This window comes from Streptomyces sp. NPDC001508 (genome assembly GCF_040298665.1).
Classification (GTDB): Bacteria; Actinomycetota; Actinomycetes; order Streptomycetales; family Streptomycetaceae; genus Streptomyces.
This window is the reverse complement of the sequence record NZ_JBEPAP010000085.1, coordinates 23582-35977: the sequence shown is the minus strand read 5'-3', so window position 1 is coordinate 35977 and position 12396 is coordinate 23582. Positions and strand designations below refer to the sequence as shown.

Annotated in this window: 12 protein-coding genes and 2 pseudogenes; 9 read left to right on the top strand and 5 right to left on the bottom strand. The window is 68.2% G+C overall.

Going from position 1 to position 12396, the window contains the following annotated elements; all coding sequences use genetic code 11:
- The 5 genes and pseudogenes from ABT245_RS41770 to ABT245_RS41750 form a co-directional block, all read right to left on the bottom strand.
- Nucleotides 1-576 (bottom strand): annotated as a pseudogene (locus tag ABT245_RS41770) (hypothetical protein); the annotation flags it as partial.
- A complete protein-coding gene (locus ABT245_RS41765; protein WP_351745125.1) occupies nucleotides 573-770 on the bottom strand; it encodes a helix-turn-helix transcriptional regulator in 198 nt (65 codons plus the stop codon). The gene ABT245_RS41765 and the pseudogene ABT245_RS41770, both read right to left, overlap by 4 nt.
- A 595-nt stretch (nucleotides 771-1365) precedes the next feature.
- Nucleotides 1366-1715, bottom strand: a pseudogene (locus tag ABT245_RS41760) (IS701 family transposase); the annotation flags it as partial.
- A gap of 35 nt (nucleotides 1716-1750) precedes the next feature.
- Entirely contained in the window at nucleotides 1751-3085 is a 1335-nt protein-coding gene (locus ABT245_RS41755) for an NsdA family TPR-like regulatory protein (RefSeq protein WP_351745120.1), read from the bottom strand.
- 25 nt (nucleotides 3086-3110) lie between these two features.
- On the bottom strand, nucleotides 3111-3593 hold the full coding sequence (locus ABT245_RS41750) for a hypothetical protein (RefSeq protein WP_351745118.1): 483 nt from the start codon (nucleotides 3591-3593) through the stop codon (nucleotides 3111-3113).
- A gap of 37 nt (nucleotides 3594-3630) precedes the next feature.
- On the opposite strand from ABT245_RS41750, the gene ABT245_RS41745 reads away from it, so the two are divergent.
- The 9 genes from ABT245_RS41745 (at nucleotide 3631) to ABT245_RS41705 (ending at nucleotide 12180) form a co-directional block, all read left to right on the top strand.
- On the top strand, nucleotides 3631-3891 hold the full coding sequence (locus ABT245_RS41745) for a hypothetical protein (RefSeq protein WP_351745116.1): 261 nt from the start codon (nucleotides 3631-3633) through the stop codon (nucleotides 3889-3891).
- Nucleotides 3892-3956: 65 nt separating this feature from the next.
- Nucleotides 3957-5888 (top strand): glycoside hydrolase family 15 protein, encoded by a 1932-nt coding sequence (locus ABT245_RS41740; RefSeq protein WP_351745133.1) that lies wholly within the window; start codon nucleotides 3957-3959, stop codon nucleotides 5886-5888.
- Nucleotides 5834-6817, top strand: coding sequence for a helix-turn-helix domain-containing protein (locus ABT245_RS41735; protein WP_351745135.1), 984 nt, complete (start codon nucleotides 5834-5836; stop codon nucleotides 6815-6817). Before ABT245_RS41740 ends, ABT245_RS41735 begins: the two co-directional genes overlap by 55 nt.
- Before the next feature lie 145 nt (nucleotides 6818-6962).
- On the top strand, nucleotides 6963-8303 hold the full coding sequence (locus ABT245_RS41730; RefSeq protein ID WP_351745113.1) for an ATP-binding protein: 1341 nt from the start codon (nucleotides 6963-6965) through the stop codon (nucleotides 8301-8303).
- 2 nt (nucleotides 8304-8305) lie between these two features.
- A complete protein-coding gene (locus ABT245_RS41725; RefSeq protein WP_351745110.1) occupies nucleotides 8306-8749 on the top strand; it encodes a roadblock/LC7 domain-containing protein in 444 nt (147 codons plus the stop codon).
- The gene (locus tag ABT245_RS41720; RefSeq protein ID WP_351745107.1) at nucleotides 8746-9099 is read left to right on the top strand and encodes a DUF742 domain-containing protein; all 354 of its coding nucleotides are present in this window, start codon (nucleotides 8746-8748) and stop codon (nucleotides 9097-9099) included. Before ABT245_RS41725 ends, ABT245_RS41720 begins: the two co-directional genes overlap by 4 nt.
- Nucleotides 9077-9715, top strand: a complete 639-nt coding sequence (locus tag ABT245_RS41715; RefSeq protein WP_351745104.1) for a GTP-binding protein — start codon at nucleotides 9077-9079, stop codon at nucleotides 9713-9715. Before ABT245_RS41720 ends, ABT245_RS41715 begins: the two co-directional genes overlap by 23 nt.
- Nucleotides 9712-10929 carry a cytochrome P450 family protein gene (locus tag ABT245_RS41710; protein ID WP_351745101.1) on the top strand — a complete coding sequence of 406 codons (1218 nt, stop codon included), beginning with the start codon at nucleotides 9712-9714 and terminating at the stop codon, nucleotides 10927-10929. Before ABT245_RS41715 ends, ABT245_RS41710 begins: the two co-directional genes overlap by 4 nt.
- Before the next feature lie 15 nt (nucleotides 10930-10944).
- Entirely contained in the window at nucleotides 10945-12180 is a 1236-nt protein-coding gene (locus ABT245_RS41705) for a cytochrome P450 family protein (RefSeq protein ID WP_351745098.1), read from the top strand.
- Nucleotides 12181-12396: the final 216 nt, after the last annotated feature.

The following is a 12396-nucleotide window of genomic DNA, read 5'->3' as shown; positions in this document are numbered from 1 at the left end:
CACGTCTCGCTCAGCCCCAGCCGGATCGGCGACATAGCCCGCGCCGCACTCGTCCTCAACGGAATCTGGAAATGATCTCCGTCGAGAAAACCTCACTGGCAGCGAGTGACGCTCCAGCCAGTCCAGTGCGGCCTGCCAGTCTTCCGGTGGATCCACCTCCCAGGCTTTCTTGTTGAAGGACCACGAGTACAGCGCTCGCCGCAGCAAGCGAGGCGACGGGTAGACAGCTCCTGGTTCGACAAAGGCTGGCGTGATGGTGGCCAAGGCATCTGCCAATGTGCGGCGCGTGTTCCCTGGCGTCCGGTCCCAGCGTTGTTCGATGTACTCGCGGGCCAGTGTGTACCAAGTGGCCCGTTGCTTCAACGCCCGAATTTCGGAGGCAGGAAGGCCCGTGTACGGGTCGAAGGGCTCACCGTCACGCGCGGCGGTCATTAGCTTCGCGCGGCGGCTCTCCGCCAGTCCCTTGGTGGCAAAGGACTCAGACTTTTCACGGCCGTTTACGGTCCAGCGGACCTCAAAGCCCTTGCGCCGATCGGGTCTTTCGCGGATTTCCCAGAACCGGACCTTGTAGCTCATGACCACTCGGCCGTATTCCTTTCACACGCCTCCCACCACGCGTCCAAGTCGGCGCGTCGACAGCGCAGTTCGCCATTGGGTAGCTTGATCATTCGTGGTGCCAGGCCGCGTGCACGCAAGCGGTAGAAGGCCGACGGGCTCATTCGGATCTCAGCCAGAACCTCAGCCAGCTTGAGCACAGGGGGACGAGCCATCAGTGCCTTTCTCTAGGGATTTAGGGGGCACGGGACACCCGCAATAGCTCGTAGCTCGGGGACGCCACTGTCACCTGGTCCGCGCCCCGTGTGACTGCCGCTTCCATGACAAACCTCCACAAGAGAAACGGAACGAAGCGCAGATCAGCGAGTGGCACGGGGTCGCAAGGCAGACAGGAGGGATCGCGGATCGTGGCATGGTTGAGCCTCATAGTCGGGGCTGATAAGCCGCCAAGAGAATGGGCCAACTACGTCGACAAACGGGTAGTTCCACGTAGCAGGTACGAGAGTCAGCCACGCAGATCCGCAACCCGCCTCACTGCGGACTGACATGCATCGCCCGGCTCCACCGCCAAGCACAGCCGGATGCGACGTCCCGACAATGGTCCTCACAAACGCCGGTTTGGCTAACCGGCGTTCCCGGTCTATAGTCCGAGGCGCTCCGCGGTGCTCTGCTTGATGACCTCAGTGTTCTCCGCCCACTACCGCGCTGGTTCAACAGGACACGGTTCCCAGCGACTGTGGGGGATCGTACTCACAACGATGGCCGAGCCGACGGCAGGTACCGGTAGTTCGTTAAACCCGGAGATAGAGGTCAATGCCGTTTCCGTTGGTGACCACGTCGATCAGGGCCTGGAGTTCGGAGGGTGGGTCGGTGTCCGTCCAGGCTCGCCACCATCGGGTAAGGGTGACGGCGGGGGTGAGCCAGGAGCGGATGGCCCGTAAGGCCCTGGGCCAGCAAGGCCGTTGGGGCTGGTGGGGCATGACTGGGCCCCTCTCTGGCCCGTCGTCGGGGCAGGAGTCCGGCGCGGTGGCGTCCAGGGGCCCGGGTGGGGCGAACCATTGGTCCCAGCAGAATGGAGAGGCGCAGTTGACCAGGCTCTGGTGGCGGCGGATGGCGCGGTCGGAGCGGACGTGGAAGTCGGCCCAGCCGAGTTCGTCTTTGCCGGAACTCCTGAACAGAGCCAGGGCCTGCTTCGTCATGTCCCGAGTACGTCCATCAGGTGGTCGTCCAAGTCGGCCACCCAGTCCTCCTGTCGCCACGGCCGTAGCTCTTTACGCGCCTGCCTCAGCCGCAGAGCGGGTACCCGGCCCCCTGTGCTCGACGCTGCCGCAACGCACTCGTGTAGCAGATCAGCGGCAGACCGCGGGTCGCCAAGTCGGATCCGGGCCAGCGCCTGGTCCGTCGTGACGATTGCCCGCTGGACCTTTTCCCGCGGTGCTTTCAGATCGGCGGCCGACTTGGCGAACCGATCGTGAGCCGCACCCGCGTCTCCCACGTACAGCTCGCAAACACCCTCGAAACCCCGCAGATGCCCGGCCGAGAACGACGACGGCGACGGATCGCCTGTCTTGTCAGCTTCCATGTCGTACCAGGCAAGGCCGAGCGCGGCTTGTGCCTGTCGTTCGTGCCCCTCACGTGCGGCGAGTTCGGCCTGTAACGCGTGTGCGCGAGCACGCACGGCCTTGCTCTCCCCGATGCGTGCCGTTCGGACGGCCTGGTCGACAAGCCTCCGGGCCTCTTCGAGTCCTTGTGTGGAGTAGAGGGTGACGAGGGCGTGGCTCATGTGGACGCCGGCCTGCTTCCAGGGCTGTGCTAGTTGGCCTGCCTCTTGGGTGGCGTCGGCGTAGAGGGCGCACGAGGCGGCGTCGTCGCGGGTCTCGAAGGCAAGGCGGCCGGCGAGCATCATGGCGGCGACGGCTACCTCGCGTAACTGCGGTGTGAGCGGCGGAGGCAGGTTCCCGGCGAGGAGTCGGCGTGCGGCTTCGACGGCGGGTGAGAGAAGGAGTTGAAGTCGGACCATGGGCAGCGATCCGACCTGTGCGTTGACGTCTGTGACGACCGAGGCCAGCGCGGCGACCGTCTGTTCATCGGCTCGCGTCGGGTCGTCGAGCGCGGAGGCGAGGCTGGCGCGGACTGCGGGGGCGAGGAGGGCGAGCAGTCCGCCGCCGGCGTCGGTGGCCGAGCGCAGAACGAGGGTCCTGATCTCTGAGATGCGGCGCTCGCTCTCGCCGAGGAGAGCCAGTGCATGGAGGTACTCGGCGAAATCCGTACCGGGGCCGAGGGAGGTGTCACCGCCGGGCGTTCGGGCGTAGAAGTGGGCCAGCAGTAGCTGGTACCGCTCGTCGGGCAGCGTGGGAGTGCCGGACTCCCAGCGTGCCACAGAACGCTGGACGCTGGCGACGGCCGGGAGCGGAGGGTGGTGGAGTTCCTCTGCTGTGGCGGTGAGGGCGCGGGCGAGGCCGGCGAGGGATAACCCCCGCCTCTTTCGCAGTCTGCGAAACGTTGCGGCTGCGGCTGCCTTGTCCTCCATGTGGCTATGGTGCACCACCCGGCGTCTACACGGGGACGATGAGGTGTGGTTTCCCCTGATGACGCGTGTAGTTCAGTGTCTGCCAGGTCCCAGAGGTGGGAAGGGCGTCGCTCTTGGGGAAGCCGATGGTCATGCTGCTGTGGTCGACCATCCAACGGTTCCGGGCGTGGTAGGCGGGTGACCTCAGCTCTGGAGCCCTGAGTTCGATGATCTCCCTGATGCGGTCGCGGACTCGGACGATGGCTTGGCGGGCTTCAGCTGGTTGCTGCTCGACGGTGCCGGGGACGACGACGGTGAGGTCGGCTGTGGTGTTTCCCGCGAGCCACAAGAGGGCGAGGGAATCAATGCCCTTGGCTCCACCGATGTAGAAGTGGGCGTCCGGGCTGAAGGGACCGAGGTAGGTGGCGAAGAGGTTCGCGTATTCGGCGAGTACCCGGTGGTTTGTGCTGCGTGTGCCTGTGATGGTCACAGTGCGAATCAAGATCATCTCCGTGTCATAGGTTGTCATATCCCAAGGCTGGTGCCCTGATTGGGATCGTCATCTCGTGGACAACGACGACCTCAGACACCTGTGCGCCCGGCTGGCGGCACGTGGCCTCACGGCTGCCGTCAACGAGCCGGAACGACAACTCAGCGTTTCAAATCCCCTCAATAGCCGCCTGTCGGAACAAATTAGCGCGGTCGACGCCCACTACGTCACCTCGTTCGGCTACGAGATCGGGGAGCGCGGACGCGAAGAGGACTGCGCCGAGCGTATCGCGCGCATCCTCGCCGTGGGGCTGACCACGGAGGCCAGCGCAACATGAGCGGCACACTCCACGACATCCCCGCCACGCTTCGTCCCAGTCCCGCGCAATCCCCGAAGAACGAGATGGCACCTGTCCCCAGCATCGAGCACTACGGCCTGATCGGCGACATGCAGACCAGCGCCCACGTCGGCAAAGACGGCTCGATCGACTGGCTGTGCCTGCCCCAGTTCGACTCGCCTGCCGTCTTCGCCGCCCTGCTCGGCACAGACGAACACGGCACATGGCAGATGGGCCCGGACACGGCTGCCGTGGTTGCTCCCGCTACGGCCGAGAGGCGTTACTGCCGCGACTCGCTGGTCCTGGAGTCGGAGTGGAGCACGCCTGCCGGCACCGTGCGGGTGACCGACTTCATGCCCCCGCGCGCCGGGGTCCCGCGGCTGATCCGCATCGTGGAGGGCGTGGCGGGCGAGGTGCCGATGGTCTCCGTGCTGCGCCCGCGGCCGGGGTACGGACGCGTCAGTCCGTGGATCCACGGGGAGCAGGGGCGGATGGTCGCCGAGGCCGGCGCGGATGCCTTGTGGCTGGACACCTCGACCGAGCAGTGGGAGAAGGACGGCAGCATTGTCAGCGCGTTCACGGTGGCCGCGGGCGAAAGTGTCGCGTTCGTTCTCAGCTGGACTATGTCCCATGCCGCTCCTCCCGATGTCCCGGACCCGGACGTTGCTTTGGCTGCGACGCTCGGTTTCTGGCGGGAGTGGGTGCGGCAGTGCACCTATGACGGGCCGGACCGTGAGGCGGTCGTCCGGTCGCTGATCACGCTGAAGGCGCTGACGTATATGCCGAGCGGCGGGATCGTGGCGGCGCCGACCACGTCGTTGCCCGAGGAGATCGGCGGCACACGGAACTGGGACTACCGCTACACCTGGTTGCGTGATGCCTCCACCACGCTGGCTGCTCTGCTGGGGACGGGGTACCGGCAGGAGGCGCAGGCGTGGCGGCGGTGGCTTCTGCGGGCGGTGGCGGGTGATCCGGAGAACCTGCAGATCATGTACGGGGTCCGTGGGGAGCGGGACCTGCCGCAGGAGCGGGTGCTTGGGTGGCTGCCCGGGTATGAGGGTTCCGCACCGGTGCGGGTGGGCAACGCGGCTGCGGAGCAGGTGCAGCTCGACGTGTACGGGGAGGTGATCGAGACCCTCTACCTCACGCACCGCAGCGGTGTCGCCCGCTGCGAGGACACGGTGGTGTTGCACCAGCGGCTCGTGGAGGACCTGGCACAGCGGTGGCAGTGTCCGGACGAGGGGATCTGGGAGGTTCGCGGGCCGCGGCGGCATTTCGTGCACTCCAAGGTGATGGCGTGGGTGGCCGTCGACCGGACGATCCGCCTGGCCGAGGCCGGCGCCCTCGATGTCGACCCGGCCGCACTGGTCGAGTTGCGTGAGGCCATCCATCGCGAGGTCTGCGCGCTCGGTTTCGACCCACAGCGCAACACCTTCACCCAGTTCTACGGTTCGGCGGAGCTGGATGCGGCCGTGCTGCTGATTCCCCGGGTCGGGTTCCTGCCGGCCGACGACCCGCGCGTGGTGGGGACGGTGGAGGCGGTGCGCCGGGAGCTGTCCACTCCGGAGGGCTTCGTCCGCCGGTATGCGACAGTCGGTGAACAGGATGGCGTCGATGGCCTTTCCGGTGACGAAGGGGCTTTTCTTCTCTGCAACTTCTGGATGGTCGACGCCCTCGCTCTGACCGGCCGGCTGGAGGAGGCCAGGGACTTATTCGACCGGCTCCTCGGTCTGCGCAATGACCTAGGTCTGCTCGCCGAGGAGTACGCGGGCGGGCGGCAGCTCGGCAACTTCCCGCAGGCGTTCAGCCATATCGGGCTGGTCGAGAGCGCGCTCCTGCTGCACCGCCTCACGCAATCACCGCCCCCACGAGCCGCGGAATCCGGAACCCCGCCTCCTTGTCCCGCTGATGACGTCCCGCACATGTCCGACAGTGCCTACGGATGGGGCGCATTCCTCACGAGCGTACGAACCCCTTCAAGCTGTGTGAAGAAATGACAACGAGGACCTTCGATTTACCTGATACTGCGCGTTTTCTCCGCAGCCGTGGCATGTCGGTTCGCCAGATAGCGAAAGAGCTCCGCCGGCCGGAAGATTTCGTCAGAGAAGCTGTCAAATCCAGCAGGCGGCAGAAGCAGCCGAAGCTGGCCGAGTCGAACATGGTGCGACTTTACGAAAGCGGCACTTCGCTGAGTGAACTGGCCGAACTTTCCGGACTTTCCTATGGAGCGACCCGGAGCCGCCTGCGCGCCTCTGGGGTGCGGTTGCGTCCGCCCGGTGGTAATCAGCGACCCGTGAGACCACGGCGGCTCAAAGTGGTGGAGCCGGTCACCTACGCCTCGCTGTCGGATGCCGTGGTAGCCCTGCAGGGGGCAGGGCTCAACACGTATGAAGTCGTGAGGGTCACGGGGCAGTCGTATCACCGTGTCGTCAAGGGGCTGACCGATGCGGGAGTCAAGGGACGCCGCTACAGCCGCGTGAATATCGATCCGTCGAGGCTTGAGGCGGTGTACCGCGCGACGCTCTCGACCGAGGTGACGGGCCGTATTTTGCATGTCAGCAAGACCACGGTGAGATACCGGCTGCGGGAGCACGGCATAGAAATGCAGCCGCCCGGCGGCCGGCCGAGGACATTCACGAACGAGGTGGCACCGGTTCGCATCGACATGCCGGCCAAGCCCTGGGAGAAGGAGTACCGGGACATCGCCGGCCGGTTCGACCGGGGGCAGGGAACGCAAGCCATTGCGGCCGAGCTTGGCATTCCCCTCAGCACGGTGCTCGACGCGCTCCGCGCGCACCGGACCCCGGACCGTCTCGCGGCCGAGATCATCCGCCGGTCCGGACACGAGCCGCCCAGGATCATCGCGGCCCGGTTGGGCGTACGGCCGGACCAGGTGCGCGCCGTGATCGCTGGTGGCCGCCCCTAATGACTTTGGAGAAATGGCTCATGCTGCCTGTCGATATCAGCCCGCTCACAGCCCCGGAATTCGAGCCTGGAAACGGTGCACGGACCGAGCCAGGAACCGCAGTTGCGTGCGCTGCCGCCGCGGCGATGTGCGTGAGGGCCTGCTGATGACTGAGGTGATACTGACGATCGCCGTGCTGGCCGCGGTGGCCGCTGGCTGGACGGCGTTGCACTACCGGGCCCAGTGGCAGCGGAGCCGGCGGCAGGCGGAGCGCTGCAGGAGTGGGGCCAAACGGCTGGGTGAACAGTTCGTTGCGGCCGAGGTCTATCTCGGTCATCTGTCGCAGACCGTGCTCCCGGCGCTGAGTGGTGCGGCGCAGGCCGGCCGAGGGCACGGGGCCGGCCTGGCCATTCCTCCGCAGTTGGAGGGCACACCGCTGGCGGGCCGGCTTGCCGAGTTGGCCGGGCAGTGCGGCGCCCTGATGGGGCAGGTGACCGAGCAGGCCCGGGCGGCGTCCGAGGCGCGGGTGGCGCAGGTGCGTGCGGAGGGGGAGCGCCGGGTTGCGCAGGCCCGGCAGGAGGCGGTGGAGGTGGCGGAGGCCGCGGTGCGGGGTTTCGCTCACACCGTGGTGGAGCGGGCCACCAGGCTCGGCGACACGATCAGTACAGGGGTGCGGCAGCATGTGTCGGACGCGGCGTACGCGACCCTGGTGGAGATCGATCACCTGGCGCAGCAGATGCTGCTGGCCGGCTCCGGGTATGCGGTGCTGGCGGGCGGCAAGCTCACCCGGCGCTGGCCGGCGACGACGCTGACGGACGTCGTGCGTATGGCGATGGGCCGGATCGAGGCATACGAGCGCATCGAGCACCCGGAGATCGACCATGTCGCCGTGCACAGCCGGGCCGTGGAGGCGGTGGTGCACACCCTGGCCGTGCTCCTGGACAACGCGGCGAAGTACTCGCCGCCGTCGGCCCGGGTGCATGTCTCGGTGCAGCAGGGCCACAGCACCTGCTCGCTGATCGTGGACGACGCGGGCCTGCAGATGGATCCCGAACGTCTGGCCTGGGCGCGTGAAGTCCTGTCCGGCCGGCGACGCGACATCACCCAGCTCGGTGCCTACCCGCAGACCGGCCTGCGCGTGGCCGCCCTACTGGCAGAGAGCTACGGCTTCCACGTCGAGATGACCGCGCCGAACATCTTCCGCGGCACGCGGGCCGTGATCGTGCTGCCCACGGAGCTGCTCACCACCCCCGTCAAGGAACAACCCGCCGAGCAACCGGCACCGGCATCTGAGGATGCCGGATCCGAGCCGGCCGCTGCGGCGGCCACCACCGCGGGCGGGCTCACCCGGCGCCGGAAGGGGGCGGCTGTGCAGGCCGCGCCTGCCCTGCGTGCCCTGCCGGCGGCCCCGGCGGAGCCGGGCCGGCCGAGCGTGGCGGCGGCCTGGCAGCAAGGGACGCAACGGGCACGGGCAGATCAGAAGACCACTGCAGATGAGGGACGTTGACCATGACTGCTGCTACGGCTGAAACGCATTCGAATTCGCTGGGCTGGCTCCTGGACGAGCACATCGGTGCCGTCCCGGGTGTCCGGTACGCCGTCCTGGTCAGCGGTGACGGCCTGCTGAAATCCCGCACCCGGACACTCAGCCAGACGGAGGCGGAGCAATACGCGGCGCTCACCGCGGCACTGCGAGCAACGGCGCTCGCGTTCAGGGAACTGACCGGCGACGAGCGCATGCGGCAGGTGCTGGTCGAGCTGGAAGGCTGCATCTCGCTGACGACAGCGGCCGGGGACCACAGCCTGCTGTCGGTCTGCACCGAGCCCGACGCCGACATCGGGCTGATCAGCCACCAGATGGCGGCGCTGGCCGTGCGGACAAGGGAGCAGCTGGGAACAGCCGAGCGCCGCCCTGAGACGGACCCTGAGGCGGACGACGGCGTGCCGGCATGACCGGACCGCGGCGTGACCCCGACATGATCAGGCCCTACGTCCGCACACGCGGCCAGGGCCGCACGCGCCCGGACGTACGCCTGGAGACTGTGGTCATCGCCGCGGCAGCCCCCCTCACCGGGGTGGGGATCGACGCCCGGCGGGTGATGGCCCTGTTCTCCGGTGGGCGTGGCGGTCTGGCGGTCGCCGAGATCGCCGCCGCCTTGGACCTGCCGCCCATCACGGCGCGGATTCTCGTGTCGTCCCTGGTCGACAGCGGCCATCTGACCAGCCCCGTCGCCGTCGCCGCTCACCAGCCCGACGCCTTCTTGATGAGGAGAGTGCTCAATGGACTCCGCAAGGCACTGTGATGAGACGCCCGTCACCTACGTGCCGGCCTCGGTGACCCAGTCCGCCAAGATCGTCATCGCCGGAGGGTTCGGCGTCGGCAAGACCACGCTGATCGGCAGCGTGTCGGACGTGACGCCGCTGCGGATGGAGCAGCCCATCACGCAGGACAGCGTGGGCGTGGACGACCTGCGCGGCACGCCGGGCAAGAAGACCACCACCGTCGGGATCGACTTCGGCCGTCTCCACCTGTCCGACGGCGACGGCCAGGGCGACCAGATCGCCTTGTATCTGTTCGGGCTCCCCGGGCAGATGCGCTTCCGGCTCCTGTGGCAGGACCTGGCCGACGGAGCCATGGGCTGCCTGGTCCTGGCCGACACCCGCGACCTGGACGCCTGCCACCCCGCGCTCGACCTCCTCGACGCCCTCCACATGCCGCACACGGTCGCGATCAACACCTTCCCGGACGCCCCCTCTTACCCGGAGGCGGAGCTGCGCCAGGCCCTGGACCTGGATCCCGGAACGCCGCTGACCTACTGCGATGCCCGCGACCGCACCTCCAGCATGCTCGCCCTGATCACGCTGGTCGAACACCTGCCCGCGCTCCGCGCAGACACCCTCCTGGAGCCCCTGCGATGACCCCCACCACCCCCAACCCGGCCGCCGCACCCGACAGAGTCGTCCTGTATGAGCGGGACTTCTCCGACGACCCGCACGCCGCCTACGCGCGCATGCGGGACACTCACGGCCCGCTGGTGCCCGTGGAACTGTCCCCCGGCATTCCGGCCACCCTCGTCATCGGCTACCGGCAAGCCCTGACCATCCTGCACGACCCTCAGCGGTTCCCCGCGGACCCCAGGACGTGGCAGCAGCAGGTGCCGATGGACTGCCCCGTGCGGCCGATGATGGAGTGGCGGCCCAACGCGCTCAGGTCGGGCCCCGCCGAGCACCCTCGCTACCGCGCTGCCAACACTGCCGCAATCGATGCCACCGACCAGCACGCTCTGCACCGCCTCGTCGAGGAGATCTGCGCCGAAGCCCTCGCCGAGCTCCAGCCCGCGGGCTATGTGGACTTGCTCATCCAGTACGCGCATCGGATCGCCTCCCAGTCCCTGAACGGGCTGCTGGGTTGCCCGGACGACATCGGGATGCGGATCGGCGCCGGCATGGCCGATATCTTCAACGCCTCCGATCCGGCATCCGCGGCCCGCGGCAACGCAGTCCTCGCCCAAGCCGTTGCCAAACTGGTCGCCCTGCGGCGACAGCATCCCGGCGACGACATCACGACACGGCTGCTCGCCCACCCCGCCCACCTCGACGACACCGAGATGGCTCACCAGCTCGTCACCCTCTACGGCGCCGGCATCGAACCTCTCGCCAACCTGATCGCGAACACGATCCTGACGATCCTGACCGACCCGGGTTTCGCCGCCGCCCTGCACGCCGGACGGACCAGCGTCCGCGCCGCCCTCGACGGTGTCTTGTTCAGGGACCCGCCGATGGCCACCTACTGCATCTCCTACCCCCCTTACCCGGCCGATGTCGACGGTGTCCTGCTCCCAGCCCACCAGCCCGTGCTGATCTCCATGACCGGCTGCAACAACGACCCCGAGCTCACCGCCGGCCTCCCCGCGGACGCCGTCACCGGCAACCGCGCCCACCTGTCCTGGAGCGCCGGTCCCCACACCTGCCCGGCACGCGTACCCGCCTACCTCGTCGCAGAGACCGCCATCACCTACCTCCTCGATGCCCAGCCGGAGATCGACCTGGCCGTGCCCGCGTCCGAACTGCGGTGGCGGCCCGGCCCGTTCCACCGCGCCCTGGAATCCCTGCCCGTCACCCTCGCCGCCTGACCAAGGAGACCCGCCGTGTCCTCCTCCGAGCAGCCGATCCTCGTCCTCGACCCCGCCGGCTCCGACCCCCACACCGAGCACCAGGCCCTCTACGCCCGCGGCCCGGCCACCCGCGTGGACGTCCTCGGTGTGACCGCCTGGTCCGTCTCCGACCCCCAGCTCCTCAAGCAGCTCCTCACCAGCCCCGACGTGTCCAAGGACGCCCGCAAGCACTGGCCCCTGTTCGCCGACACCGTCGCCACCTGGCCGCTCGCCCTGTGGATCGCGGTGAAGAACATGTTCACCGCCTACGGCGGCGACCACCGCAGACTGCGCCGCATGATCGCCCCCGCCTTCAGCTCACGCCGCATCCAGGCTCTTCAGCCCGCCATCGAGCAGATCGTGACCGCGATCCTCGACGACCTCGGCCAACGGCCGGCCGGACAGATCACCGACCTGCGTGAGCACCTTGCCTACCCGCTGCCGATCGCGGCGATCTGCCAGATCATGGGTGTCCCCCAGGAGCGGCAGGACGGCTTCCGCGGCGTGGTCGACGGCGTCTTCGACACCACCCTCACCCGCGACCAGGCCACCGCGAACACCAGCGCCCTCTACCGGTCCCTCGACGTGCTGATCGAGGCCAAGCGTGCCCAGCCCGGCGACGACATGATCTCGCTCCTCATCGCCGCCCGCGACCACGACGGCGACGGCGACGGCCTCACCCATGCCGAACTGCGCGACTCCCTGGTGCTGATGATCAGCGCCGGATACGAGACCACGGTTAACGCGATCGACCAGAGCCTGGTCGCCCTGCTGTCCGACCCCGGCCAGCTCCAACACATCCGCGCCGGCCGCGCCAACTGGAACGACGTCGTCGAGGAGACCCTGCGCGCCCACCCCGCGGTCAAACACCTCCCCCTGCGCTACGCCCTCACCGACATCCCCCTGCCGAACGGCTCCACCATCCGCAAGGGCGACGCCATCCTCGCCTCCTACGCCGCCGCCAACCGCCACCCCGACTGGCACGGGCCTGACGCCGACCGGTTCGACATCACCCGCCCCTCCAAAGAACACCTCGCCTTCGGGTACGGCGTGCATTTCTGCCTCGGCGCTCCCCTCGCCCGCCTCGAAGTCGCCACCGCCCTCCGCATGATCTTCGACCGCTTCCCCGACATCGAACTCGCCGCCCCCGCCGAAGACCTCGCACCGCTCCCCTCGCTCATCAGCAACGGACATCAGACCCTGCCTGTCCGCCTGCAACTCGCCGCCTGATCCGCCCCGATCCCACGCTGACCTTGCCGGGCAGCCCGAGCCTCCGGCATGCCGCCCCCTCCTGAGCGACTCCGCAGTCGAGTCGGGCAAACCGTGACGACACGACCGTTCTCACGCTCCCGGCAGCTCCGCGTACGCCCGGCGTCCACTACGGCAAGACGCGGCGGCCCGGCGCGTCAATAGCCCTACCAATCAGGAAAGTCCCCGCATGCACAC

Excerpts from the sequence above, each read along its gene's own strand:
- ABT245_RS41765 (WP_351745125.1), bottom strand. The coding sequence starts at position 770 with ATGGCTCGTCCCCCTGTGCTCAAGCTGGCTGAGGTTCTGGCTGAGATC.
- ABT245_RS41755 (WP_351745120.1), bottom strand. The coding sequence starts at position 3,085 with ATGGAGGACAAGGCAGCCGCAGCCGCAACGTTTCGCAGACTGCGAAAG.
- ABT245_RS41750 (WP_351745118.1), bottom strand. The coding sequence starts at position 3,593 with ATGACAACCTATGACACGGAGATGATCTTGATTCGCACTGTGACCATC.
- ABT245_RS41740 (WP_351745133.1), top strand. The coding sequence starts at position 3,957 with ATGGCACCTGTCCCCAGCATCGAGCACTACGGCCTGATCGGCGACATG.
- ABT245_RS41735 (WP_351745135.1), top strand. The coding sequence starts at position 5,834 with ATGGGGCGCATTCCTCACGAGCGTACGAACCCCTTCAAGCTGTGTGAA.
- ABT245_RS41730 (WP_351745113.1), top strand. The coding sequence starts at position 6,963 with ATGACTGAGGTGATACTGACGATCGCCGTGCTGGCCGCGGTGGCCGCT.
- ABT245_RS41725 (WP_351745110.1), top strand. The coding sequence starts at position 8,306 with ATGACTGCTGCTACGGCTGAAACGCATTCGAATTCGCTGGGCTGGCTC.
- ABT245_RS41720 (WP_351745107.1), top strand. The coding sequence starts at position 8,746 with ATGACCGGACCGCGGCGTGACCCCGACATGATCAGGCCCTACGTCCGC.
- ABT245_RS41715 (WP_351745104.1), top strand. The coding sequence starts at position 9,077 with ATGGACTCCGCAAGGCACTGTGATGAGACGCCCGTCACCTACGTGCCG.
- ABT245_RS41710 (WP_351745101.1), top strand. The coding sequence starts at position 9,712 with ATGACCCCCACCACCCCCAACCCGGCCGCCGCACCCGACAGAGTCGTC.